Raw genomic sequence first — 24040 nt, forward strand, 5'->3', positions numbered from 1 at the left:
TAAAGTGCTGGTTTTTTATTTTTAGCTCAAGATTGGTCTTAAACAGATCTTATTGTTCCGTATCACTTGGTTGTAGATGGCTTAAATCTATATCGTTTACATCTGCGCCCTGTGCCGCAGGTGCTGTGGTTTCAAGCCGTTCAGTCGTGGGCAGATTGGCTGCTGCTTGTTCAGATGCAGCAGGGTTTTGTGGTGCAGCATTTAGCGCTTCTGCGGTGACATCCACATCATCGCCAGCATTTACAGGTAAATCGGCTGAAGATGACAATAATGGCGCAGAGGTGGCTTGTATGTGTTGTTCGCTCACTTGCTCTGCCTGCGCTGCGTGTTGCAGTTCGGATTCAGTCCCGACAGGCATCGTCATCGGTACATTGTCTTGAGCCAGATTGGCTTGTTCGGCTGAAATTTGGTTTGCAGGCTGTTGCGCTATATTTTCTGCTGGACTTGTTAAGTTTGTATCTGTACTCGGTACAATGCGTATCTGACCATTGGCGATTAATTCTTGTAGTGAGCCTGCTTGCCCATTAATCGTGGTGCTTATTTTGACTTTAGATAAACTTTCTAAAGTATCACCTGCTTGAATGGGTGGTTCGGCAAAGGCAGAAATGCTGATACTGCTACCAACCAAAGCACAAGCAAAAAGATGAAAACGCATGTATTTCTCCATCAAAAATCGCAAAAATAAAGTTAAAATCAATTTAAATCGTCAATGACATCCAGCTAGAGCAGCGCAATGCGCTTGGGTGTCGCTGAGCGATGTCTTTAAGGTGTATTTAGCTTGGCAGATTCGCTAAAACGGATGCAATCAAATCTACCAAACTTGATCTAGACTGATGTCAAAAGTGCTTAAAACTCAGGCTGTGTATGGCTTTTGTGGTGTTGTGGCGCGGGTTTTGTTTAATTGTTAGACGAACAAGAGGTGCTTCATATACAAGCTGTGAGTGGATTGTTAAGCTCGGGCAAACTCTGCGGATTTAGAGCGAAGTCACAGTAACGGTTATGGCAAGAAAACGGCGCAATTCCAACAACATTTGGACTCAAATTTTCAATCAAAACAGCTTGAAAGTGCTACTCGGTGTAGTGGCAACAGGGAGTTTTGTGATTGCTTTTGGTCAAGAAAAAATTAGCCAGTGGACTTCACTGGTGCCGAGTTCAGGAAATAGTGCTTGCCTAACCCAGTTCTATCGAGAAACGCCGCCCTATTTACTGAAAAATAGCCTGCAAAAAGACAGCTATCCGCTGTGTTTTAATGACTTTAATGTGATGTATTCAGGGGTATCCAAAACCCCGTTATGGGTGGCAGAAGCCTTAACACCAGCGCGTTTGAGTCAGCGGATTCCACGTGAAGATAACTTTCACGAAGAACCGCGCGTCAAAGCCGAGCATCGTGCGACTTTGCTGGATTATCGTGGTTCGGGTTATGACCGTGGACACATGGCACCGAATGCCGACATGACCAACTTGGCAGCCCAGTTTGACAGTTTTTCTTTGGCAAATATGGTGCCGCAAGCCCCTAAAAATAATCAGCAGGTCTGGCGTGAACTTGAAGAAGCCACCCGAGCGGTGGTGACTAAGCAAAAGCAAGATGTGTATGTGATTACGGGGCCAAGTTTTAATGCCAAGCGTCTAAAAACCATTGGGCAGGGCGTTATTGTGCCGACTGCGGTGTATAAAGCTGTGTATATGCCCAAAACAGGCGCGATAGGGGCTTATTACGCGCCCAATAACGACTCGTTACAGGTGCAAGTGGTGAGTGTCTGCTATTTAGAAGAACAGTTGGGCATTAATTTATTCCCACAATTAAGTGAAGAACAAAAGCGCAATACCTATAAATTGCCTTTGACTGCAAATGCTGTAAAAGCCAATACACCGATTGCCTACTCACATTGGGATGCAGAAAGCCAGTGCGCAGAAGATGTATCTGCTGAGCAATTACAAGCCTTGCAAACCGAATTTAAACGCTCAGGCAGTAGTCCTGCATCGGGTGCTAGCATTGATGCAGATACCCAAGATGCAATTGTGAAGCAATTGATTGAAGCTTTATTGCAATATATTTTACAGTTGTTGAAATCTTAAACTGGGTTAAGATGATGGATATTGCATCCTTCATGCTAAGGTGAATTCAATGTTTAAACCGTTTCAAAATGGGACTGAATCACATGCGATTCATGACTTAACCTTAGAAAATGATTTAGATTGCATCAATGTGTATGGCAATTTGCAAATCAGCAAAGATCAGGCGGGTTTACAGGCAGCCAAAGCACTACAGGCTTTTTTGAATGAAGTTGTTGCAACTTTGGAGCAGACTCCGAATCTGCCTGAAAAGTTAGATCGTCCCGAAGCGGGTGAAATTGAAAATCCATTTTTATAATGGATGCCATCTCAAGATATTAAATCTACTTTAATCTGCTCATCTAAGCCATTAAAAAGCCCGCTCAAACGCTTGAACGGGCTTTGTTGTTTTGTGTGTTTTTAGATAAATCCCAGACATCTTGAAAAGCTGTGGATTTAAAGTTTTGAAGATCAGTCTTCAGCTTTTGCCATAGCGCGATACAGCACCGCACCAATCACCGCACCTACAATCGGTGCAACCCAGAAAGCCCAAAGCTGGCTGAGTGCTGCAGTTTCAGCAAAGAACGCCACACCTGTACTACGTGCAGGGTTCACGGAAGTATTGGTTACAGGAATACTGATCAGATGGATTAAGGTCAGTGCCAAACCAATTGCAATTGGAGCAAAACCTGCAGGTGCACGTTTGGCGGTTGAACCCATAATCACCATCAAAAAGCCAGCAGTGAGTACCACTTCAATCAATAATACTGAACTGAGGGCATATTTTCCTGGAGATAAATCACCATAACCGTTGGTCGCGAAACCGCCTGTGCCTGCAAAACCTGCCTGACCCTGTACAATCAGATACAACACCAGTGCGGCCAGAGTCGCACCAATAATTTGTGAAATAATATACGGTGCGAGTTCTTTGGCTTCAAAACGTCCACCTGCCCACAAACCAATACTGACTGCAGGGTTAAATTGACCACCTGAAATGTGCCCAAGTGCATAGGCCGCGGTTAATACGGTCAGACCGAACGCGAGGGATACCCCCACAAAACCAATGCCCAATTCAGGAAAAGCTGCAGCCAATACCGCACCACCACAACCACCAAATACCAGCTAGAATGTGCCAGCCAGTTCTGCGAAATACTTATTCAATTTGATTCTCCAGTGCTTATTTTTTGAGTTAATTAATCAAACTTCAATTAAATTTATCGCATTTTAGATCGATATTGTGATGAATTTAACATAAATTAAAGTAAAAAGAAGCAATCATGAAGCACGTTGCATCCGCCATTGTTGTGGTGTGTGCTGCGTCCATTGTTTAAACGCACGCTGAAAGGCACTTTGTTCTGAATAACCCAGCAATAGCGCAATTTCTTGCAGACTTAAATGTGGGTCTTGTAAATATTGTTCTGCCAACAAACAGCGTACTTCCTGCATGCGTTTTTGGTAGGTCGTGCCTTGCTGTTGCAAATGACGTTGCAACTGACGTACAGAAATATGTAATTGCTGAGCAATATGTTCAATTTGATACATATTTTTTTGCAGCCCCGTCAAAATGGCTTGCTGTAAACGCTGATCGGTTTGGGTGCTATTCGGTAGCTTTTCCAATAAGGCTTGTGCCTGTTGCAACAATAAATGCTGTAAGGTCTGATCGCCCTGATGAAAGGGTTTTGCCAGTTCGGAAACAGGCAGCAACACTTGGGTAATTGGCTGAGAAAAACGCACTTTGCAATGAAAATACTGCTCATACAGTGCAATATTTTTAGGCGCAGGATGATGAAAATGTACTTCGTGCAGGCAAATATCTTCAAACTGCATAAAGTGCTTCAAAAATTCCATCATTAAAGCAATGGCAATTTCATCGGTTAATTGTGTGGTCATGTGCACGGGCAATTCTGACCAACGAATGGATAAATAATCGTTTTGTGCTTCGACTTGCAACGGGCCACCATCGTAAATCAAGCGATGAAAATCGTGGTAACGCTGTAATGCTTCACCCAGATGATCACAGGACAAGGCTAAATATGCAATGATGCCTAAATGTTTGGGCTGCACGTATTTGGCAATTTCCAAACCCAAAGCAGGTTGTGGTAATTGTTGCTCCAAAGTGCTGAGCAAGTCACGCCAGAGGGCATAATCAAAACGTTCCAGATTTTGAATCTGATGTAATTTTTCTGGAATGGGCAGCTTTTTTGCTTGGTAATAGCACATCAATAAATGCCCTAAGCCACCATAGACCGAGCCCGTATATTCTTTGAATTGTTGCATGTGTTATCGGTTTATTTTTGTCGTCATTTGTCAATGATATTGATTTTTTTGGTCAAGATCTAGTCAATCTCACATGCCTATAGTGAACATCAGAGTCAAGATGTCCTGTGTTTAAGGAGAAATAGCGATGTGGAAAGGATTTCTAGCAGGTTTGGTGGTTGCCAATGGTTTTGAATGGGTGGCACATAAATATATTTTGCACGGAACGCATCGAGCAGGGCAGCGCCGTTATAGTCCTGTGCCTGAAAGTATGAAATCACATTGGGAACATCATCGTGAAGTGCGTAAAACCAGTTTTCACGATCATGGCTATGTCGAAGGGATTCGCAACTGGCGTACCAAAAATGAAATTGTGTCTTTGGCTGTGGTGGCAACGGTGGCCAGTGGCGTGTTCTATCCAATTTCTAAGGGTATGAGTTTGGCTGCGCTATATAGTGCTGCGAATTATTATTATATTCACCGTCGTGCGCATTTAGAGCCAGAGTGGGCAGTTAAGAAAATTCCGTGGCATTATGACCATCACATGAACAGCAATCAGGATGCGAACTGGTGCGTGACCAAACCGTGGTTTGATTATATTTTAGGAACGCGAGTGATTTCAGCACCTGCCTTACAGGAGCAAAATCCGTTAGGCATTGCCTTACCTCGGGTGATTGCACAGGGTTTAAACCATCTGTCTGCTGCATATTTTCCTGCCAAATGGGTCGAGAAAAAATTAGCTGTGGCAGAGCAGTTATCTTAACTGTATTGCAGCAAATGAAGGTTTGTACTGACAGCTTGGGCAAGTCTTGTCGCAAATGGTCAATGTTTTTGGTGTTTTTGGTCAATATTTCAGCTAAAGCTCTGCGTATATTGTGTGCAGTGAAATATCCACGGATGTTTCGGTTGAATATTGTGTGATGATAAATTGATTTTGTTGATTATTTTTTTATAAGTCTATTTAAAAAGATAAAAGAACCTCAGCGCTGTGGTTTTTTGAGTTGATAGGAGTCTTCGGACTCCTTTTTTTCTGCCTAAATTTTACCTTTACTTCAATTTTAAGCTAAAAAAAGTGCAATCCTCAGATTGCACTTTTCACAGTTCGTTTGCACTATGATTTTACAAACGCATTTCAATGCCTTGCGCTGCCAAATATTGTTTGGCTTCTGGAATAGTGTGCTGACCAAAGTGGAAAATTGAGGCAGCTAGTACCGCATCTGCACCGCCTTTTAAAATACCATCTGCCAAGTGCTGTAAATTACCTACACCGCCAGACGCAATCGTCGGTACAGTCACACGGTCATTGATGGCACGCATGAGCGCCAAGTCATAGCCTGCCTTGGTACCATCGGCATCCATTGAAGTGACCAATAGCTCACCTGCGCCGTAGTCCGCCATTTTCACAGCCCATTCAATTGCGTCAATACCAGTGGGTTTACGACCACCGTGGGTGAAAATTTCCCATTTGTTATCACCCGTTTTTTTCGCATCAATGGCAACCACAATACATTGCGCGCCAAAACGCTGTGAGGCTTCTTGCACAAATTCAGGGTTAAAGACGGCTGCAGAGTTAATGCTGACTTTATCTGCACCTGCGTTAAGTAACAGGCGGATGTCCTCAACCTTACGCACGCCACCACCAACGGTGAGGGGCACGAACACGGTTTCTGCCATACGTTCTACGGTACGATAAGTCGTATCACGACCATGATGGGTAGCGGTAATGTCTAAAAAGGTGATTTCATCGGCACCTTGTTCATTATAACGACGCGCCACTTCGACAGGGTCGCCCGCATCACGAATATCAAGGAATTGCACGCCCTTAACCACGCGACCATTATCTACGTCTAGGCAAGGAATAATACGTTTCGCTAGCATAAATTTTTCCAATTATTACAGCCGATTATGAAACTCACCCACACAAGCGCTACACCTTGGCAGATGGAGCGGGTATTCTATCAAACTTAGCTCAGGTTTTTCGCAGGTTTTCTATGTCGGTTTATACTCCTTTGACTTTAAAGGAAGTTCAGGTCTTTGCAGCGCCTTATGGATTGGAGGTGGTCGAGCTGATTCCCATTCAAGGGGGGATTCAAAATACCAATTATTTTTTGCGTTGCGACAATCAAAACGAGTACGTGCTGACCATTTTTGAAGAATTAGATCAGCAAGCGGCAGGCGAATTAATTCCTGTATTACAGCATTTGGGGCAAGCGGGTTTGCCTGTGGCAGTGCCTTTATCCTATTCGGGACAAGCCATTCACCAATTAAAAGAAAAACCTGCACAAATTGCACCGCGTTTAATTGGGCAGCATCCGACACTGGCAACAGTGGCGCAAGTGGAAGCGATTGCGATTGCACAAGCCAAAATGCATGTGGCCTTACAAAATTTTCCTTTGCAGCGCGATCATGTACGTGATCACGCTTATTGGGCAGGGGTCGCACGCCAATTAAAACCAAGCATGCATGTGGCCGATCAAGCCTTACTGTCCAAACTTTTGGGCTTGTATGAAGCCTTAACCGCAGTCTATCCGCAGCGTCCTAAAGGTTTTATTCACTCGGATTTATTCCGTGACAATACCTTGTTTGTAGATGATCAGTTGCAAGGCATTTTAGATTTTTATGAATTAAATCAAGATGAATTGCTGTTTGATATTGCGATTACCCTAAATGATTTTTGTACCGACTTTCCTGAGTTGAGCTTAAATGAAAGCAAGGCGATGGCATTTTTAAATGCCTACGAAACCGTGCGTCCTTTAACCCAAGACGAAAAGGCTTGTTTAGAACTGTATTTGGCAATGGCGGCAGGACGTTTTTGGTTAATGCGTTTGCAGGTGGCTGCTAAAAATGCGGCAGAAGGGCGGACAGGCGCAGATATTCTGCAGAAAAATCCAGATGAAATGCGGAATATGCTGATTGAACGCTTAAAGTTTGTGACAGCTTGAGGGATATAGAACATGCGTGATCAAGGGCGTTTAGTCGAATGGTTTGATGAGCAGGGTTATGGGTTTATTCAGCCGAATGACCACCAAAAAGATCGCGTGTTTTTACACATTAAGGACTTCGCCCGACAAGGTCCACGTCCAATTGTGGGCTGTGCCTTGGAATATACCGTGACTGTGGATGAGCGTGGACGTTACCGAGCGCAGCAAGCGGTGTATTTAAAAGCTACACAGACCAAAGCAACAGCGGCATCTTCTGCGAAAGCCAAAACATCCAACAGCACACAAAAAATGCAGCCCATGCAGATGCTATGTGTGGCCTATATTGTTGTTTTGGCTTTGTTGACCATGTTGGGGCTACTGAGTGGGATGTTGTTATTATTCATCAGTTTGATGAATGCTCTGAGTTATTGGCTGTATGCACAAGATAAAGAAGCTGCACAGCAGGGCGGGCGTCGTATTCCTGAAAATAACTTGCATATCGTGGCTTTTTTAGGGGGTTGGCCTGCAGCATGGTTAGCACAACAAAAATTACGCCATAAAACACAAAAACAACCCTTTGGTAAGATTTATTTTTGTACGATAGGCTTAAATATCTTTCTGATTTTATGGATGATTTCTCCGTTGAATCAGCTTAACATCTAATTGGGAATATTGTTCCAGTAACAGGCTTGTCAGGTGCATTATGTCAGACGCAGAGCATTCATATTCAGTAGATCAAGACCCACATCGTTCATTGACCATGATTTTATATGTGCTGTATATCGTGGCGATTTTTTCTGCGGGGATATTGGCTGTTATTGCTTTAATCATCAATTATTTAAAACGTGGTGATGTGCAAGGTTCAATTTTTGCCAGTCATTTTACTTGGCAAATTCGTAGCTTTTGGTGGTATTTGGTCTGGAATATCGTGGCATTCATTCCCTTTGTTTTTGTGCTGTTCAGTCAGGATGTACAAGGCTTTGCCAGTATGACACTGTTTGCCACCCTGTTTTGTATCAGCGTGGTGGGGCTGTCATGGTTATGGATTGTTTATCGTGCCATTCGTGGTTTAATTCGGGTGAATGATAATCTGCCGATGTACCATTAAAAATCCTACACTTATTTTAAATCACAACAGCGCTGCAAAGGTCGGGCTGTCGGGATGCCTGTATCAAGTGTTTTAAGGCATGGTTTATGTTCAGGTTTAGGTTTGGGGTTTAGTTTTAGATTTAAAAAGTTTAGGTCGCCATTCACTGATGAATACGCCTAAAACAACCAAAAGCCCACCAAATAATGCCAGAATGGGTAAACGTTCTCCTGCTAAACGCCCAATCAGGGCTGCCCACACCGGTTCACCTGCATAAATAATGGCGGCTTGCGCAGGGTCTACCTGACGTTGTGCCCAGTTCATCACCCATTGAATCAGGGCACTGGCCATCCCCAAACCCAGTAAAACCACAACCAAGGGCAGCCGAAATTCAGGCAGTTGCGTTTCACCTAGCCAAGGTGCAACAGCAAAACACAGCAATGAAGCAAAAGCCAGTTGTAGCAGCGTCACACGTTTTAAATTGACCCGTTTGGCAAAATAACCAATCAAAATAATTTCAAATGCAATCGCAATGGCGCCAATGAGCGTCATGATTTGCCCAAAATTAAATTGCAGCGCACCCAAGCCATTGCCTGTGAGCAATAGCAGTCCCATAAAAGCCAAGACTGCGCCCAGCCAAGTCATAACATGCGGACGCTGACCAAAGCATAACCAGAGCAGCAGCGGCACAAGCGGGACATACAGCGCAGTCAAAAATGCAGATTCACTGCTGCTGATACTTTGTAAACCTATGGTTTGGGTGGCATAACCCAGTGCAATCACAGCACCAATTGTAAAACCTGCAAAAACTTCATATAGGTTGATCGCACTTAAACTACGCCATGACAGCAGTGCAACGGCTAAAGTTGCTGCAGTAAAACGTAAGGCCACAAATAAAATTGGGCTGCTGAAATTCAAGCCATATTGCACTGTAATAAAGGTCGCACCCCAAATCAGCGTGATGAACATTAACGCCAGTTGAGGTGCTTTATGACGCAATGTATGGGTAAGATGAGGCATAGAAATGGATCAAAAATAGGTGAGGAAGAGCAAAAATCAATAAAAAAGAGGTCCGTAGACCTCTTTGAGCATCTCAGAACCAATTACAAGGCTTGTTCATCTAACAGCAATTGCGCTTCACGCAGGCTTAAAGTGCCTTCATAAATTGCACGACCTGTAATAGCGCCTAGAATGCCTGGCTGACCTTTTAAGTTGCGTACGTCATCTAAGTTGGTTACACCACCCGACGCAATCACAGGCAAGCCTGAATATTGCGCCAAGTTCACGGTTTGCTCAACGTTTACACCTTGCATCATGCCGTCACGGGCAATATCGGTATAGACAATGCTAGATACGCCTGCATCGGCAAAACGTTTGGCTAAATCAGTCGCTTTGACGTCAGTCACGTTGGCCCAACCATCGGTTGCCACCATGCCATTCATGGCGTCAATTCCGACAATAATGTGTCCTGCAAACTTTTTGCATGCTTCTTCTACAAAAGCAGGCTCTTGCACGGCTTTAGTGCCAATAATCACGAAAGACACGCCAGCATCTAAATAGTGTTCAATGGTTTCGAGTGAACGAATACCACCACCAATTTGAATTGGAAGCTCAGGTTGTGATTTTGCAATGGCTTCGACCACAGGCTTATGAATTGGCGTACCTGCGAAAGCACCGTTTAAATCGACTAAATGCAAGCGACGCGCGCCTTCATTTACCCAGTGCTGTGCAGTCGCCACTGGATCGTCAGAAAATACAGTATCATCTTCCATACGACCTTGTTTTAAACGAACACACTTGCCATCTTTCAGGTCAATTGCAGGGATGATCAGCATGCTTTCGCTCCTTGCCAAAAACTTAATGAATTCAATCTGTGCATCTTAACAAAGTATTGTTAAATCTCTAAGCATCTGTTGCAGGTTTTGTTTTAGATGGGCGAATCCGCAATTTGAGTGAGCTGTTGGGAATGTGATCGGGCAATAAACCTAAACGCCCTAATTCTTCAAATACCAATACAGGTGCGTAGGCATCGGCTGCGGCATAGGCAATTTGCGCTTCACTAAGTGATTGACGTGCCCAGTTTGAGGTGCTGATGCTTTTACTTTTGGGAAAATTCACATGAAATAACAGAGCCATGGCATTTTTGAGCCCCAATGGACTTTTAAAGCCAAAGCTACCAAAACACTTGGATAATTCAATCACGCTATTCAACTGCATGCCTTTTTTACGAAATAAATGGGCATCATTTTTAAGCCCAAAACCGACTTTAATTTGATCCCGATTGGCAAAAATCGGTTGTAAAAATTGCCAAATATCGGCATTGACCTGAAATAAATAGGCTTTTTCTAGCGTTGCCAGTTGAATTAAATGCGGGCCCGTAGACACTTCACCGACATTAAAGGTGGGTTTAGATTCGGAGTCGAAACCCAAAACGGCTGCGGTTTTTAATTCTGCTTCCACTTCAAGGCATTGTTCCAGCGTTTGAATCAGCATAATCTGCGCGCGGGGCAGATTTTCAAAGTGTGGTAATTGTTGAATTTGCTCAGGGCTTGGCAGGGTGCGCAAACGGGTTTGATCCATAATATTCAAAGCGGTAAAGAAGCCGTTTTAGCCTAAAGAATTTTGCAGAATTTGGCAAAGTCTAAAATATTGAAATATCACTTTGCTTGAAAATTTTAAAAGTTAAAAAATAGCCCAAGCGGTGTGGACTATTTTAAACTTCAATGGGGTATGATTTAGGCCGCTATGCCATAAAGCCAGAAAATAAGCCGCCAAGGATTGCCAAAATAATTAGGACAATGAAAATCCAAGCCAGTACTTTTTCCCAACCTGCGGTTGGACGTGGCGCACCATAGCTATTCTGACGGTCATCGCCCGGGGCAAAGATCAGATATAAACCCAGAATAATGTTGACCACAGGCACTAAAATCAGTAAAGACAACCAACCCGTATGATTGCGGTCATGTAGGCGGCGGATGGTAAAAATAAAGCTAAAGTAGAATGCAACGATATAAATAATAACAAGTAAGATCATGCCAATGCCCATAGAGCCTGAGCTTAGATCGACCAAAAGATTAGGTGCAATAATTGCAATGACTAAAATAAGCAGGGTCAGTGCGAAACTGAGTAAGCAGTTCCAAGCTAAAAAAGACATGCGACCAAAACGCCCCGTTGCACTCAGTGCAGAATCTTCTACATATTGACTCATTGTTGTAATTCCTTGGTTTTTAAATTGAGTTAAAATTTTTTTGAATTAAAGGTATAAAAAACGTGCTAATTTTAAACAATAAAATAGCAGATGAAAAGTGAAAAACATTCACGCAAAAATAAAGCCGAGATTCACTCGGCTTTAGAAAAAATTCAGTGCTTTGAAAAACTTAAATTTTCCATTCCACAAAATTTTTAAGTAGCTGTAAGCCCGCAGTATGGCTCTTTTCAGGGTGGAACTGCGTTGCAAACAAGTTATCTTGATGCAGTGCAGTACAGAAGGTCAGACCATAATCACAGGTTGCAGCCACAATGCTGTCATCTTGTGGTTCAACATAGAAACTGTGCACGAAGTAGAAACGCGCGTCTTGTTCAATGTTGTTCCACATTGGGTGGCTCGGGTCATGTTGATGTACCTGATTCCAACCCATGTGCGGTACTTTTAAGCCTTCCACTTCTGGAAAGCGTTTAACCGTACCAGCAAAAATACCCAACGCATCTGCACCGCCATTTTCTTCAGAACGTTGCATCAAGGCTTGCATGCCCACACAAATGGCGAGTACAGGCTTATTAAAGACTGCATTACGTACCACCTCATCAATTCCTGCTTCATGCATGCCCTGCATACAGTCACGCATGGCACCCACACCTGGAAACACAATTTTATCGGCTTGTGCAATCAGTTTTGGGTCATTGGTCACATCTACCGTTGCACCCACATGCTCTAAAGCTTTCGCTGCAGAGTGTAAATTTCCCATGCCATAGTCAAGAAGGGCAATTCGGGTCATTAGAGTGTTCCTTTGGTTGATGCCACTGTATTTTCAGCACGCGGATCGACTTCACATGCCATGCGTAAAGCACGTGCAAATGCTTTAAATACGCTTTCAATTTGGTGGTGGCTGTTTTTACCTTTGAGGTTGTCGATGTGCAGTGTCATTAATGCATGGTTGACAAAGCCTTGGAAGAATTCTGAGAATAAATCCACATCAAAAGTACCAATACGTGCGCGGGTAAATGGAATATCCATAAATAAACCCGGACGACCCGATAAATCGACAATCACACGGCTTAAAGATTCATCAAGTGGTGCGTAAAAGTGACCGTAGCGTCGTAAACCTTTTTTATCGCCCAAAGCTTGAGCAAAAGCTTGTCCAAGCGTGATACCACAGTCTTCTACAGTGTGGTGATCATCAATTTCCAAGTCGCCATCACAATGAATATCAATATCAAACAAACCGTGTCGCTTGATTTGATCAATCATATGGTCTAAAAATGGAACTCCAGTGTTGAGTGTGCCTTGACCCGTACCGTCCAGATTCACACGAACTCGAATTTTAGTTTCGTTGGTATTTCTCACCACTTCACTGATACGTTGGGTCATAGACACGTTCCTCAAAAAACGTCAAAAATGATTGATGTAAAATGTTTTCGCTGTGACGAAGTCTCAGCATATTAGATTGCTCAGGAGGGTTAATCAATGCCTATTACCGTACATGCCTATACTTCACTGGAAAATACCGAAGTGCGCAGCCAGCTTGAGCGACTGTATGATACCAGCCCTGAATTTGGCGATGGGCAAGATGCGGTAAGCCAACTTGAGCAGAACTTGGCTCAGTATACCCTACTTTACACGGCAGAATTTAATACTAAAGTGATTGGTGCGATTTGGTGCACAGGGCAAGATGATCATCGTACGCTTGAATATATTGTGGTGCATCCTGCAAACCGTGGTCGAGGTGTGGCAGATCGTTTGGTGAGTGAGGTGTGCCGTATGGAAGAAGCCAAAGGTGTGCAGCACTTTCAGCCGGGTTGTGGTGCGATTCATCGTTGTTTGGCGCATTTGGGTAAGTTGTGAGTTTTTAAAAAGCTGACGTTGTGTCTGTCTTTTCAGTTTATCCGTATAGGTCAAAATTAAATTAGTATCGAAAATCCCTTCTCTTGCGCCATATATGGCTCAGGGATGAGGAATATCTTCCGTAAGAGGATGATGGGGGATTGAAGTATGGTTTTAATCGGATTTGTGAAAGAAGTTTATCTAAATCCTATATTGTTTTTTGTGCTTGCACAGCCACAATTTTTAGCTAAGGTTTAAATAGCTTTGCGTAGGCATCTTCCTACTTTGGCAAGACCCAAAGTAGGCAAAAGTCTTTTGTTACCCATACACGACATCCTTGTCGTGATGGGTAACGTGGGGCATCCGTGCCCCACATTCGCGTATCGGAAGTTTGTCAAAATTTAATTGGAAAAGAACTCATTTTTAAATTTTTGGGTGATATTTCAGCAGAAATAGAATGAGGTTGCTGTAAAAGTAAACATTTGCACTGAAAAGCGAAAAAGACTATTGACGATTTACAGCTGAAACTGTTTAATACGCGTCATTGGCGTGATAGCTCAGTCGGTAGAGCAACGGATTGAAAATCCGTGTGTCCCCAGTTCGATCCTGGGTCTCGCCACCATATTCAAAACGGTTAAACGTTTTCAATCCCTGATCCCATCAGGGATTTTTTTTGCATAAAATTTATGCGATCAAATAAAAAAGTGATGATTTTTATTGACTATTCAGCCGAGATACGGCTTAATACACGGCATTGGCGTGATAGCTCAGTCGGTAGAGCAACGGATTGAAAATCCGTGTGTCCCCAGTTCGATCCTGGGTCTCGCCACCATATTCAAAAAGCCTCAAACACTGTTTGAGGTTTTTTTTTCGCCTCTAGGTTGGTCATAGAGAATTATAATTACATGCAAAGCGCATTAAAATTCCAAGAAAAATTGCATACCCATAATAGATTTAAGAAAGTGAAAAAGACCGTTTATCCGAGTCAAGGTGAGCCAAAATTGATTTTCAGGTAGGCTATAAAACGTATACGGTTGCAGTGAAAAATTTTTTTCTTGCATGGTGTAAAACTGCATTGTCCTGAAATTACGTTGCGAGACAAGTTTATGAAATTTATAAAAATATATCCTTTGCTGCTGATATTGGGCTGTCCATGGAGCATGATGGTCCACGCGGATGACGCGGTGACCTTACCCACCCTGCACGTACTGGCCGAGCCAGAGTTACGTACAGAAACCGGGATTGTGCCGTATCAGAATGATGAAAAAAATCTCCGTGCTTTACAGCATCAAGTTATTCGTAATTCACGTGAAGCACAAAACTTTATGATCGACAGCCATGTGGTTGCCAATCTGGAAATTCAGCCCTTACAAGCACAACCCGACCTAAATTCGTTATCGCCCTTTCTACAACAGTATGTATTGAGTATTGCTCAGGGTTTACAGTCGAGTGATCCTACACAAGGCTTGTATATTATGTTGCAACCCTTTGGTATAAACCGTAGCAACAGTATGCAGCATATTGATCGTAGCAATAGCAACAGTATGCAGCCCATCGATCGTGATATGCATATACAGCTCGACCTGAAAAATGTCAGCATTGGTACGATTGAACATTCTATAAATAATTTTTCTGTACCTGAGCTACCGACACCGAAAAAGTAATCATTTTTCTTTTGAAAAAATCCTTAGCTTTGCCAGCGAAGCCTATATTTGCCGCCGCGAGAAAGTGGCAAATGCCTGCGCAGTTGAAAATTGGGGCTGTTTTCAGCCTGTGAGCTAGTCATGTTCTTCAGAGATCATTACTCCGTTATATGCTCAGCCAGTCGGGAACCACCGGGTCAGTTTTAATCCTGCCCAGAGCTGGAAATTGGCTCCATACGATGTTAAATATTATCAATTGAATGATCAGCGGGTGCTCATTGCCCAGACCAGTTTTAGAATTGATCAGGTCATTGATTAAATTTATAAATATTATGAGCATCGTTAAATGAAAGATCTGTTTTCTGATGACAGCTTGCGCTATAAACAGGCCCGTCCGGCTTATTCTGCAGAAATTGTCCAGGAAATTTTAAAGCATGTACCTGAACGAACTTTTGCCTGGGATTGTGGTGCCGGTTCGGGGCAGTTTACCCAGTTATTGGTACCACATTTTCAGCAGATTTTAGCCACAGATTTAAGTCAAGCACAGTTGGATTTGGCACCGCAGTGGGCAAATGTGAGTTATCGTATCTGCTTGGCGCAAGACAGCGGATTGGCAGATGCGAGTGTGGATTTAATTACCGTTGCACAAGCGATTCACTGGTTCAATTTTGATGCCTTTTATGCCGAAGTGCATCGGGTGCTAAAACCGAGTGGAATATTTGCTGCGGTGGGCTACGGTCTGATTCAAGCTGTAGATCCTGAGGTGAATACCGCAATTCAACGCTTGTATTTTCAGACCTTAAAAGGTTGTTGGGATGCTGAACGTCGTTATATTGATGACTTATATCGCACGATTCCTTTCCCATTTCAAGAAATCGTGACACCCGAACTTTGCCTGAAATATCGTTGGTCGGCAGCACAATTGCTGAATTATTTAAACACTTGGTCGGGACTGCAGCATTATTTAAAGCAACATACTGATACGCCCTTGCTTGAATTACAACAATTGTTGCAGCAGCAACCTGCTCAGGGCTTGGAAATTCAGTTTCCAGTTTTGCTGCGTTTAGGTCGCTTGGTATAAAAAGTCAATGTATTGAGTGATTTTTGAACTTAAAATATAAGTTGGTGAAAAAAGGATGTTTCTCCACAGGTGTAATTTACCTATGTGCGAGGTGTCCAATGTTAAAATTTTCTCTCCCTATTTTATTCAGTCTTGCGCTGAGTCTCCCTGCGACTGCTTTTGCCAATCTTGATCAGCCTTTACAGGTCTTGGATGATTGTGCATTAAGTGCAGAATATGGGCAATCCAACAGCTTAAATTTGCTGCATGATCAATACCGTTTTACCGCGCAAGATGTGGTGAATCAAGTTCGAGCTGAACAAAACCTAGACTTAGCAAGCAAATTTGCAACTTTGGGTTCTCGTTTTTATATCAACCCGCAAGGTCAAACTGTGCTGCAAATTCAACGTGATGTGGTGTCTTTGGGTGTGATTGAAACCACACTCAGTGTGGATGGTTTACGCCAGTTAGGGCAGCATTTTATAGATGAATTTAAAGCTTTGGCATTTGAGTAAAATGGAGTGCGTTGTCGCAAATGACCTTGTGACAATCTAAGACATAAAAACTTAAGACATAAAAAAACGCCCTGAAAAATCAGGGCGTTTTTTATTGCACGCGAATTATGCTGGTTGCGCAGATTCTTGTTGTGCAGGAGTCAACATGTGACCGTGTTCTTCGAAGTTTGCATGCCAAGATAATGCTTCACGAAGTAGGTGAGGAGTGTGACCACCTTTTGCACATGCACGCTCAAAGTAATCATTCAATGCATTGCGGTACATTGGGTGTACACAGTTGTCGATAATCGCACGAGCGCGTTCACGTGGTGCAAGACCGCGTAAATCTGCTAAACCTTGCTCAGTGACTAAGATGTCAACGTCGTGTTCGTTGTGGTCTACATGCGCAGCCATTGGAACGATAGATGAAATGTCACCGCCTTTCGCAATCGATTTAGTCACGAAAATCGCCAAGTGTGCGTTACGCGCGAAGTCACCTGAACCACCAATACCGTTCATCATTTTGGTACCGCATACATGGGTTGAGTTCACGTTACCGTAAATATCAAACTCAAGTGCAGTGTTAATACCAATGATGCCTAAACGACGTACTAACTCAGGGAAGTTAGAAATTTCTTGTGGACGTAAAATGAATTTGTCTTTGTAGTGTGCAAGATTACCAAATACGCGATCGCCACATTTTTCAGACAAAGTCATTGAACAGCCAGAAGCGAACTTCATTTTGCCTGCATCAATCAATTCAAACGTACAGTCTTGGAGTACTTCTGAGTACATCACCAAGTCTTCAAAGTTAGAGTGTTTGAAGCCTGTTAATACTGCATTTGCAATTGAACCGATACCTGCTTGTAAAGGTGCCAAGTTTTTCGGTAAACGACCTTGTGCTACTTCGTTTTCAAAGAATGCGATCAAGTGATCTGCAATTGCTTGAGTTTCGTCATCTGGATCGGTCACGTTAGATGGAGAGTCAAGCAAGGTATCGTTAAATACAATACCCACAACTTTTGCAGGGTCTAACTGAATACCTTTGGTTCCAATACGTTGTTCAACGTGAGTTAATGGCACTGGACCACGTGTTGGACGTGCTTCAGGAATATAAATGTCGTGTAGGCCTTCAAATTCTGTGCTTACAGTGGTGTTGATTTCGATAATGACTTTATCTGCATATTCAACAAAGCTTGCAGAGTTACCTACAGAAGTTGTTGGAATAATTAAGCTGTCTTCAGTAATTGCAACTGCTTCAACAATCGCGATGTCTGGGCGTTTTAGCGTGTTGTTACGCATTTGCTCAACAGTTTCAGACAAGTGTTGGTCAATGAACATAACTTGACCTTGGTTAATTGCTTTACGCAAAGTGTTGTCTACTTGGAACGGCATACGACGAGCCAAAACACCTGCTTCAGTCAATTGCTTGTCTAAATCATTACCAAGACTTGCCCCAGTAATTAAGTCAATTTTTAAAGGATTGGTTTTAGCGCGTGCCACCAATGCAAGTGGAACAGCTTTTGCTTCACCCGCACGAGTAAAGCCACTCATACCTACGGTCATACCATCTTGAACGAATTCAGCAGCTTGTTCTGCGCTGATTACTTTGTCGTGGAGGGAGGCTAAACGGATGCGATCTAAAGACATGGCGAACTCTCGTAAAATACTAGACTGATACCGATTGTACCGATCAAAAAAGGTATTTTGCATAGGTGTTAGGCTAAGGTCTAATTTTTTGCCTAAATGGTGGTATAAAAATATAAAATAATACATAAATAATTGAATTTAATCGTTTATTTATATATCAAAAGGTAAATATTACAATTTGTTTGATATATTTTTATACAATTTTGATATGCACCATCTGAATTTTTTACTTTGATCGTCCATCCGATTTGCTGTTGGTCTGAAATTGGTATATAGCAAGCCAGATAGAGATCAAAAGCGTCAGCCGTTTAGAAGTGTTCACTCAAACTTTGTTTGATTTTTTCCAGCGTGCCAACATTATTTTTTTCTTCAACGATTTCAGGTTGTAACGGCAGGGTAATGATGGCTTCAAGACCACCGTGTTCACGGTTTTGAATGGTGAGCTCGCCCTGATGAATATCGACAATACGTTTTACAATTGCCAAACCTAAGCCACTGCCTTGTACAGTACGTGCTTCATTGCCGCGTACAAAAGGCTGCATTAAATCGGCAATTTGGTCTTCTGGAATGCCTGTACCGTTGTCTGCCACGCTAATCCGAATGTGTTCATCCAGCACTTCTGCAGACAACTCAATTGGCTCTGCACCATAGCGTTTCGAGTTATTAATCAGGTTGCCAATCAGACGTTTCAGCGACAAACTGCGCGCCTGAATTAAAGGTAATTCTTGTGCGTTAAAGCGAATATCCAACGGTTTAAATTGAATAATCAATTCCTGCAGCAAAACATTTAAATCGGTTTCTTGTAATTCTTCATCGGAACCATCACGCATATAAGAAATGAATTGATTTAAAATCGCATCCATATCTTCTACATCGTAAATTAAGCCTTCTTTTAAAAAATCATCATCGGGCATCATTTCGGCACTTAAACGAATCCGTGTCAGTGGCGTGCGCAGGTCGTGTGAAATACCTGCCAACATGATACGACGGTCACGTTCAGTCTGTTCCAAGGTATAAATCATGTGATTAAAGGCTTGGTTGACCTCACGAATTTCCTGCGGACCGTGATTGGTTTCTAAATAAGGTGCTTTGCCTGTTTTACTGTAGCTATTGGCGGCATTTTGCAGACGACGCAAAGGACGATTCAGCTGACGTACTAGAGTTAAAATAATTGCTGCAGCTAACAGTGGAATACCCAAAAGCCAGCCAAAGACCAATTCAGGGCTGTAGTTGGCATAGGTTTTAAGGGGTTCACGTACCCAGTTGCCATTCATTTCTGGGGTTTGAATCCAAATACGCGGGCTTGGTTTGAACTGGAAATAGACCGTGACATCCTGCATTTTTAATTCAGTTGCCAGTTTCTTTTCTATTTGTTGGGTAAAAAACTCTGCAATGACTTTTTCCCGTACATTAGGAAACTCACGTGGATCGGTTACATATTCAATGCCGACCCGATTTTTAAGCCACGCATCGACATCGACTTCGGCTTCATTGTGAAAAATGCGCAAATCTGGATTGTTTAAAATTTCCAGTTCAACCGCTAAATAGCGGGCGTGTTGTTGAATTTCAGGTAAATACAAGGTGCGCCAAAAGAACCACAACGACATAAACAGGCTAAACAACACCACAAAAACCACCAGTACCGTGGTGCGCATGGCTGCAGAGCGTGGTTTGATTTTGTCCAGAAAACGCTCCCAGCGGGTACGTTTCTTTTCAGAATACGCCACATAGTCGGTAAATTCTTGTGGGTCGATGGGTTCGAGTTTCACATCTTGTCCTGTGGCAGAGGTTGTAAAGCGAATTTAGTAAGTGAAATTTTATGATGAATATACTTGTTATTGGAATGTCTGTTCTTTAAATCTAGCACAATGATCGGTGTGCATAAATGTTGATCATTGCATGAAGATGTGAGGCTGAAGCCTCACATCATTTTCAACTTATTCCGCACCATCTGGAACAAATACATAACCGACACCCCAAACCGTTTGAATATAACGTGCACGGGCAGGGTTTTCTTCAATTAAACGACGTAAACGTGAAACCTGAACATCAATCGAACGCTCCATCGCACCCCATTCACGACCACGCGCCAAATTCATTAACTTGTCACGGGTTAAAGGCTCACGAGGATGTTGTACCAACGCTTTGAGTACTGCAAATTCACCTGTAGTTAGGGTCACGACCTGACCTTCACGTGTCAAAGTACGGGTCGATAAATCTAGTGACCATGGGCCAAAACCAACCACTTCCATTTGCTGACTTGGTGCACCTGGTACCTCGCGCACTTGACGACGCAATACAGCACGAATACGCGCTAACAGCTCATTTGGATTAAACGGTTTTGGTAAATAATCATCTGCACCTGCTTCAAGTCCTGCAATACGGTCAGAGTCACTGCCGCGAGCCGTCAGCATAATAATTGGCGTGTCGATGTTAGATTGACGTAAACGACGGCAAATACTTAAACCATCTTCAACAGGCAGCATAAAATCAAGCACGATTAAAGAGAACAGTTCACGCTGTAACAAACGATCCATTTGTGTCGCATCGTGGGCAGTTTTGACCACAAAGCCCTTATCTTCCAAGAAACGCTGTAACAGGGTACGTAAACGCACATCATCATCGACAACGAGAATGCGTTCGACGCGGTCAGTTTCGGTGTGTACGGCATCTGTTTTTTCAGCAGGTACAACTAAACTCATGATGTGCTCCTTTATTCTTTATTGTCATCGTAAACAAAAAGTTGAGTTGGCTTTGAGTATACGATTCATTTGTATCTATTGCCTATGTTCTAAAGCAACAAATATTGCAGATAAAATCAAGACATAGATACCAAATATATACAGCATTCCTGTGTGAAAATCTGACATATTTGCCCGTTTCAGTCTAACATGGGCCTGAATTTTATTTAGATTTATAAAATTCTGTCGAATTGGCAAAATCCACCAAAAAACCGCCATTTATAAAATTCATAAAACAATTGTGGATTTTATAGTCTTGGTCTTTATAATCATGGCTTTTAGTACTTATCCTTGTAGGATCACACACGATGACTGACTTAGTTCAGCAGTTAGCAAAAGAACTTGCCGTACGACCAAATCAAGTAGAAGCTGCCATCAAACTTATTGATGAAGGTGCTAGCGTTCCATTTATTGCACGTTACCGTAAAGAAGTGACGCAAGGTTTAGATGACACGCAGCTACGTCAGCTCGATACACGTTTATCGTATTTACGTGATTTATATGAGCGTCGCGAAAAAGTAATAGAATCACTCAAAGAACAAGATAAATTATCTGATGATTTATTGGCACGGGTAAACGCTGCTGAAACCAAAAATGCCTTAGAAGAAATTTATGCGCCTTACCGTCCTAAACGTACCAGTAAATCGTTTAAAGCCAAAGAAGCAGGTTTAGGCCCAATTGCAGCGCAAATTTTTGCAGAACAGGTTGAGCCAAGCGAAGCTTTAGCAGGCTTTAGTCATGCAGACTATCCTGATGCAGACAGTCAGCTAGATGCGGTACAACACATTCTGATTGATGAATGGGCACAAAATATTGCCTTAACCACAGAATTAAAAGAAATTTTTGCCAAAACAGCGGTATTAAAAAGCTTGGTTGCTTCTGAAGAGAAAAAAGAAGTGGGCAAAAAATTCCGTGATTACTTCGATTTTTCAGAAAACCTCAACAAAGTGCCTTCACATCGCCTATTGGCGATGTTGCGTGGTCGCCAAGAAAACGTCTTGGGTTTAAAAGTCGATGGTGAAGACAGTGCACCTTTGGCACGTATTGAAACTGAATACAATTTAGATCAAATTCAGCCGCAAGCACGTCAGGACTTTTTAAAGCAAACGGCAAAATTGTTCTGGTTGGGCAAAGTGCGTCCACAAATCGAACATTCATTATTGACTGAAAAGCGTTTGGCTGCCGAAGCTGAAGCGATGGATGTCTTTGCAGAAAACTTGCGTCATTTATTGCTCTCTGCACCTGCAGGTGCGCGTTGTACGCTGGGCGTAGACCCTGGCATCCGTACAGGTGTCAAACTGGCTGTGGTGAACCAATCTGGCGATGTGGTTGCACATAGCACGGTTTATCCATTTGCACCTAAAGAAGACAAAGCAGGCGCGATTGAAGAACTTGCACGTTTATGCCGTGAGCACAATGTTGATTTAATCGCGATTGGTAACGGGACTGCAAGCCGTGAAACTGAAGCGGTTGTGGCAGAAATGATGGCGGCGCACAGTGACTTGAAATTAACACGTGTGTCTGTATCTGAAGCGGGTGCATCTGTGTATTCAGCTTCTGAATTGGCATCGCAAGAGTTGCCAGAACTAGATGTGTCGATTCGTGGTGCAGTGTCGATTGCACGTCGTTTGCAAGACCCATTGGCAGAATTGGTAAAAATTGATCCAAAATCAATCGGTGTGGGTCAGTATCAACATGACGTGAATCAGGCAGGTTTAGCAAAAACCTTAGAAGCTGTGGTAGAAGACTGTGTGAACTCGGTCGGTGTTGATGTCAACACGGCATCTTCAGCAATTTTGGGTTATATCGCAGGTTTGAATAAAGCCATTGCACAGCAAATTGTTGAATACCGTAAAGAACATGGCCGTTTTGACAATCGCCAAGCTTTGAAAAACGTACCGCGTTTAGGCGAACGTACTTTTGAACAAGCAGCAGGTTTCTTACGTATTCAGGCAGGTTCTGAGCCTTTGGATGCTTCTGCAGTGCACCCTGAATCTTATGGTTTAGTAGAAAAAATTGTGGCTGCCAAAGCGACCACGGTTAAAGATATTATTGGTAATACTGAAATTATCCGTTCGGTGAATGCTGAAGAATTTGTGGATGAGCAAGTCGGCTTACCAACTATTCAGGATGTTTTGTCTGAATTGGAAAAACCAGGTCGTGACCCACGTCCTGAATTCCGTACGGCTAAATTCCGTGAAGATATTACTGAAGTGGCGCAGTTGACTGAAGGCATGCAGCTTGAAGGTGTTGTAACCAACGTGACCAACTTTGGTGCTTTCGTGGATGTGGGCGTACATCAGGATGGTTTGGTGCATATTTCTGAGTTGGCCAATGAATTTGTGGCTGATCCGCATAAAGTGGTGAAACCAGGTCAAATTGTTCAAGTGCGTGTGTTGCAGGTTGATGTAGAGCGTAACCGTGTGAATTTATCGATGCGTCCTGAAGGTTCGGCTGCACCTGCAAAAGCAGCGCGTGCACCACGTCGTGATCAAGAACAGCGTACAGAGCGTAAGCCACAAGCGAAACGTCCACAGCAGTCACGTCCTCAGACTGAGCGTCCACAAGCGAAAAAACTACAAGCCGCTAAACCACAAGAAAATAAAATTGGTGGTTTAGGTGCATTGTTGTTACAAGCAGGGATTAAAGGTTCGAAGTAATTTTGAATTGCTCTAACAAAAAGCTCCCGAAATTCGGGAGCTTTTTGTTTTGCAGGAACATTTTTATATACAGATTTTTTGATGGATTTTAAATCAACGGTACAATCCAACTCACCAAAATCAGCATAATTCCCAAATGTCCAAGTTTACGAGTCACTGCGACTAGTTTTGACGGTGGTGCTTCAAGTTGGCGAGCATATTCCTGAAGATTTAAACCTTGTGAGGCTTTGCTGCTAAATAAAAATACGCCCAAATCAATACAAATTAAAATCGTGCCGACATCGGCAACAACCTCTAAAAGTTCATATTCTTGCTGATAAAGCGCCGTTGCAACCTGATAACTCAGAAACAAGGCAAAGGCAAAACAGCCATACTGTAAAATGAGGGCCAGTGCTCGCATAATCCATTCAAAATACTTAAAACAGCTGTGTTATA

General features: G+C 42.8%; 25 protein-coding genes and 2 tRNA genes. 13 read left to right on the top strand and 14 right to left on the bottom strand.

Features of this window, described 5'->3' with window-relative positions:
• Positions 1–49: 49 nt before the first annotated feature.
• Positions 50–655 (bottom strand): hypothetical protein, encoded by a 606-nt coding sequence (locus FTU58_RS07040; protein WP_180062257.1) that lies wholly within the window; start codon positions 653–655, stop codon positions 50–52.
• 344 nt (positions 656–999) lie between these two features.
• On the opposite strand from FTU58_RS07040, the gene FTU58_RS07045 reads away from it, so the two are divergent.
• Both FTU58_RS07045 and FTU58_RS07050 read left to right on the top strand, forming a co-directional pair.
• Positions 1000–2076 (top strand): DNA/RNA non-specific endonuclease, encoded by a 1077-nt coding sequence (locus FTU58_RS07045; RefSeq protein ID WP_004974371.1) that lies wholly within the window; start codon positions 1000–1002, stop codon positions 2074–2076.
• Positions 2077–2125: 49 nt separating this feature from the next.
• A complete protein-coding gene (locus tag FTU58_RS07050) occupies positions 2126–2371 on the top strand; it encodes a hypothetical protein (RefSeq protein WP_004974374.1) in 246 nt (81 codons plus the stop codon).
• A 152-nt stretch (positions 2372–2523) separates the two neighbouring features.
• Here the strand turns inward: FTU58_RS07050 and aqpZ are convergent, their stop codons facing one another.
• Together aqpZ and FTU58_RS07060 are read right to left on the bottom strand one after the other, a co-directional pair.
• Entirely contained in the window at positions 2524–3174 is a 651-nt protein-coding gene (aqpZ, locus tag FTU58_RS07055) for an aquaporin Z (protein WP_180062293.1), read from the bottom strand.
• Positions 3175–3327: 153 nt separating this feature from the next.
• Complete coding sequence (locus FTU58_RS07060; protein WP_004974378.1) at positions 3328–4329, bottom strand: AraC family transcriptional regulator; 1002 nt, start codon at positions 4327–4329, stop codon at positions 3328–3330.
• 127 nt (positions 4330–4456) lie between these two features.
• On the opposite strand from FTU58_RS07060, the gene FTU58_RS07065 reads away from it, so the two are divergent.
• Positions 4457–5071, top strand: a complete 615-nt coding sequence (locus tag FTU58_RS07065) for a hypothetical protein (protein WP_154320231.1) — start codon at positions 4457–4459, stop codon at positions 5069–5071.
• A 356-nt stretch (positions 5072–5427) separates the two neighbouring features.
• On the opposite strand, the gene hisF is transcribed toward FTU58_RS07065, so the two are convergent.
• Positions 5428–6186 carry an imidazole glycerol phosphate synthase subunit HisF gene (gene hisF, locus FTU58_RS07070; protein ID WP_004974384.1) on the bottom strand — a complete coding sequence of 253 codons (759 nt, stop codon included), beginning with the start codon at positions 6184–6186 and terminating at the stop codon, positions 5428–5430.
• A 113-nt stretch (positions 6187–6299) separates the two neighbouring features.
• On the opposite strand from hisF, the gene FTU58_RS07075 reads away from it, so the two are divergent.
• The 3 genes from FTU58_RS07075 to FTU58_RS07085 are packed head-to-tail and all read left to right on the top strand — an operon-like array spanning position 6300 to position 8337.
• Positions 6300–7250, top strand: a complete 951-nt coding sequence (locus tag FTU58_RS07075; protein WP_004974386.1) for a homoserine kinase — start codon at positions 6300–6302, stop codon at positions 7248–7250.
• 12 nt (positions 7251–7262) lie between these two features.
• A complete protein-coding gene (locus FTU58_RS07080) occupies positions 7263–7892 on the top strand; it encodes a DUF1294 domain-containing protein (protein ID WP_180062258.1) in 630 nt (209 codons plus the stop codon).
• A 40-nt stretch (positions 7893–7932) separates the two neighbouring features.
• Positions 7933–8337 (top strand): hypothetical protein, encoded by a 405-nt coding sequence (locus tag FTU58_RS07085; protein ID WP_180062259.1) that lies wholly within the window; start codon positions 7933–7935, stop codon positions 8335–8337.
• Between the two features lie 96 nt (positions 8338–8433).
• Here FTU58_RS07085 and FTU58_RS07090 read toward each other — a convergent pair whose 3' ends face one another.
• The 6 genes from FTU58_RS07090 to hisB all read right to left on the bottom strand — a co-directional run bounded on the left by FTU58_RS07090 (position 8434) and on the right by hisB (position 12904).
• Positions 8434–9336: a DMT family transporter gene (locus FTU58_RS07090; protein WP_180062260.1), complete on the bottom strand. Its 903-nt coding sequence runs from the start codon at positions 9334–9336 to the stop codon at positions 8434–8436.
• Positions 9337–9419: 83 nt separating this feature from the next.
• A complete protein-coding gene (hisA, locus tag FTU58_RS07095) occupies positions 9420–10151 on the bottom strand; it encodes a 1-(5-phosphoribosyl)-5-[(5-phosphoribosylamino)methylideneamino]imidazole-4-carboxamide isomerase (protein ID WP_168526034.1) in 732 nt (243 codons plus the stop codon).
• Between the two features lie 67 nt (positions 10152–10218).
• Positions 10219–10896, bottom strand: coding sequence for a 3'-5' exonuclease (locus FTU58_RS07100; protein ID WP_168542174.1), 678 nt, complete (start codon positions 10894–10896; stop codon positions 10219–10221).
• 163 nt (positions 10897–11059) lie between these two features.
• Positions 11060–11524 carry a DUF805 domain-containing protein gene (locus FTU58_RS07105; protein ID WP_104852664.1) on the bottom strand — a complete coding sequence of 155 codons (465 nt, stop codon included), beginning with the start codon at positions 11522–11524 and terminating at the stop codon, positions 11060–11062.
• 169 nt (positions 11525–11693) lie between these two features.
• Complete coding sequence (gene hisH, locus FTU58_RS07110; RefSeq protein ID WP_104852663.1) at positions 11694–12311, bottom strand: imidazole glycerol phosphate synthase subunit HisH; 618 nt, start codon at positions 12309–12311, stop codon at positions 11694–11696.
• Positions 12311–12904, bottom strand: a complete 594-nt coding sequence (gene hisB / locus FTU58_RS07115; RefSeq protein ID WP_096902642.1) for an imidazoleglycerol-phosphate dehydratase HisB — start codon at positions 12902–12904, stop codon at positions 12311–12313. The genes hisH and hisB overlap by 1 nt, the downstream gene beginning before the upstream one ends.
• Positions 12905–13000: 96 nt before the next feature.
• Here hisB and FTU58_RS07120 point away from each other — a divergent pair, with 96 nt between their 5' ends.
• From FTU58_RS07120 to FTU58_RS07145, 6 genes are all read left to right on the top strand, one after another.
• On the top strand, positions 13001–13378 hold the full coding sequence (locus tag FTU58_RS07120; protein WP_096902643.1) for a GNAT family N-acetyltransferase: 378 nt from the start codon (positions 13001–13003) through the stop codon (positions 13376–13378).
• Between the two features lie 525 nt (positions 13379–13903).
• Positions 13904–13979: transfer RNA gene (locus tag FTU58_RS07125), tRNA-Phe, on the top strand.
• 134 nt (positions 13980–14113) lie between these two features.
• Positions 14114–14189: transfer RNA gene (locus FTU58_RS07130), tRNA-Phe, on the top strand.
• 328 nt (positions 14190–14517) lie between these two features.
• The gene (locus FTU58_RS07135; RefSeq protein ID WP_228262050.1) at positions 14518–15021 is read left to right on the top strand and encodes a hypothetical protein; all 504 of its coding nucleotides are present in this window, start codon (positions 14518–14520) and stop codon (positions 15019–15021) included.
• Positions 15022–15346: 325 nt separating this feature from the next.
• Positions 15347–16081 carry a class I SAM-dependent methyltransferase gene (locus FTU58_RS07140; RefSeq protein ID WP_154320240.1) on the top strand — a complete coding sequence of 245 codons (735 nt, stop codon included), beginning with the start codon at positions 15347–15349 and terminating at the stop codon, positions 16079–16081.
• A gap of 98 nt (positions 16082–16179) precedes the next feature.
• Positions 16180–16575, top strand: a complete 396-nt coding sequence (locus FTU58_RS07145; RefSeq protein ID WP_004974410.1) for a hypothetical protein — start codon at positions 16180–16182, stop codon at positions 16573–16575.
• 105 nt (positions 16576–16680) lie between these two features.
• Here FTU58_RS07145 and FTU58_RS07150 read toward each other — a convergent pair whose 3' ends face one another.
• The 3 genes from FTU58_RS07150 to ompR form a co-directional block, all read right to left on the bottom strand.
• Positions 16681–18204, bottom strand: a complete 1524-nt coding sequence (locus tag FTU58_RS07150; RefSeq protein ID WP_004974412.1) for an acetyl-CoA hydrolase/transferase family protein — start codon at positions 18202–18204, stop codon at positions 16681–16683.
• A 308-nt stretch (positions 18205–18512) separates the two neighbouring features.
• Entirely contained in the window at positions 18513–19973 is a 1461-nt protein-coding gene (locus FTU58_RS07155) for an ATP-binding protein (protein WP_004974413.1), read from the bottom strand.
• A 168-nt stretch (positions 19974–20141) separates the two neighbouring features.
• Positions 20142–20906, bottom strand: a complete 765-nt coding sequence (ompR, locus tag FTU58_RS07160; protein WP_096901297.1) for a two-component system response regulator OmpR — start codon at positions 20904–20906, stop codon at positions 20142–20144.
• 347 nt (positions 20907–21253) lie between these two features.
• On the opposite strand from ompR, the gene FTU58_RS07165 reads away from it, so the two are divergent.
• Positions 21254–23605: a Tex family protein gene (locus tag FTU58_RS07165; protein WP_179995881.1), complete on the top strand. Its 2352-nt coding sequence runs from the start codon at positions 21254–21256 to the stop codon at positions 23603–23605.
• A gap of 88 nt (positions 23606–23693) precedes the next feature.
• Here the strand turns inward: FTU58_RS07165 and FTU58_RS07170 are convergent, their stop codons facing one another.
• On the bottom strand, positions 23694–24005 hold the full coding sequence (locus tag FTU58_RS07170) for a hypothetical protein (RefSeq protein WP_019838218.1): 312 nt from the start codon (positions 24003–24005) through the stop codon (positions 23694–23696).
• Positions 24006–24040 lie beyond the last annotated feature (35 nt).

The organism is Acinetobacter sp. YH12120, assembly GCF_013418795.1.
In the GTDB taxonomy this organism is placed as follows: Bacteria; Pseudomonadota; Gammaproteobacteria; order Pseudomonadales; family Moraxellaceae; genus Acinetobacter; species Acinetobacter towneri.

Coding starts and splice junctions, on each gene's coding strand:
- FTU58_RS07165 (WP_179995881.1), top strand. CDS start 21,254: ATGACTGACTTAGTTCAGCAGTTAGCAAAAGAACTTGCCGTACGACCA.
- FTU58_RS07090 (WP_180062260.1), bottom strand. CDS start 9,336: ATGCCTCATCTTACCCATACATTGCGTCATAAAGCACCTCAACTGGCG.
- FTU58_RS07075 (WP_004974386.1), top strand. CDS start 6,300: ATGTCGGTTTATACTCCTTTGACTTTAAAGGAAGTTCAGGTCTTTGCA.
- FTU58_RS07050 (WP_004974374.1), top strand. CDS start 2,126: ATGTTTAAACCGTTTCAAAATGGGACTGAATCACATGCGATTCATGAC.
- hisA (WP_168526034.1), bottom strand. CDS start 10,151: ATGCTGATCATCCCTGCAATTGACCTGAAAGATGGCAAGTGTGTTCGT.
- ompR (WP_096901297.1), bottom strand. CDS start 20,906: ATGAGTTTAGTTGTACCTGCTGAAAAAACAGATGCCGTACACACCGAA.
- FTU58_RS07085 (WP_180062259.1), top strand. CDS start 7,933: ATGTCAGACGCAGAGCATTCATATTCAGTAGATCAAGACCCACATCGT.
- hisB (WP_096902642.1), bottom strand. CDS start 12,904: ATGACCCAACGTATCAGTGAAGTGGTGAGAAATACCAACGAAACTAAA.
- FTU58_RS07045 (WP_004974371.1), top strand. CDS start 1,000: ATGGCAAGAAAACGGCGCAATTCCAACAACATTTGGACTCAAATTTTC.
- FTU58_RS07040 (WP_180062257.1), bottom strand. CDS start 655: ATGCGTTTTCATCTTTTTGCTTGTGCTTTGGTTGGTAGCAGTATCAGC.
- FTU58_RS07170 (WP_019838218.1), bottom strand. CDS start 24,005: ATGCGAGCACTGGCCCTCATTTTACAGTATGGCTGTTTTGCCTTTGCC.
- FTU58_RS07140 (WP_154320240.1), top strand. CDS start 15,347: ATGAAAGATCTGTTTTCTGATGACAGCTTGCGCTATAAACAGGCCCGT.
- FTU58_RS07080 (WP_180062258.1), top strand. CDS start 7,263: ATGCGTGATCAAGGGCGTTTAGTCGAATGGTTTGATGAGCAGGGTTAT.
- FTU58_RS07135 (WP_228262050.1), top strand. CDS start 14,518: ATGATGGTCCACGCGGATGACGCGGTGACCTTACCCACCCTGCACGTA.
- FTU58_RS07145 (WP_004974410.1), top strand. CDS start 16,180: ATGTTAAAATTTTCTCTCCCTATTTTATTCAGTCTTGCGCTGAGTCTC.
- hisH (WP_104852663.1), bottom strand. CDS start 12,311: ATGACCCGAATTGCCCTTCTTGACTATGGCATGGGAAATTTACACTCT.
- FTU58_RS07150 (WP_004974412.1), bottom strand. CDS start 18,204: ATGTCTTTAGATCGCATCCGTTTAGCCTCCCTCCACGACAAAGTAATC.
- FTU58_RS07105 (WP_104852664.1), bottom strand. CDS start 11,524: ATGAGTCAATATGTAGAAGATTCTGCACTGAGTGCAACGGGGCGTTTT.
- FTU58_RS07060 (WP_004974378.1), bottom strand. CDS start 4,329: ATGCAACAATTCAAAGAATATACGGGCTCGGTCTATGGTGGCTTAGGG.
- FTU58_RS07065 (WP_154320231.1), top strand. CDS start 4,457: ATGTGGAAAGGATTTCTAGCAGGTTTGGTGGTTGCCAATGGTTTTGAA.
- FTU58_RS07120 (WP_096902643.1), top strand. CDS start 13,001: ATGCCTATTACCGTACATGCCTATACTTCACTGGAAAATACCGAAGTG.
- FTU58_RS07100 (WP_168542174.1), bottom strand. CDS start 10,896: ATGGATCAAACCCGTTTGCGCACCCTGCCAAGCCCTGAGCAAATTCAA.
- hisF (WP_004974384.1), bottom strand. CDS start 6,186: ATGCTAGCGAAACGTATTATTCCTTGCCTAGACGTAGATAATGGTCGC.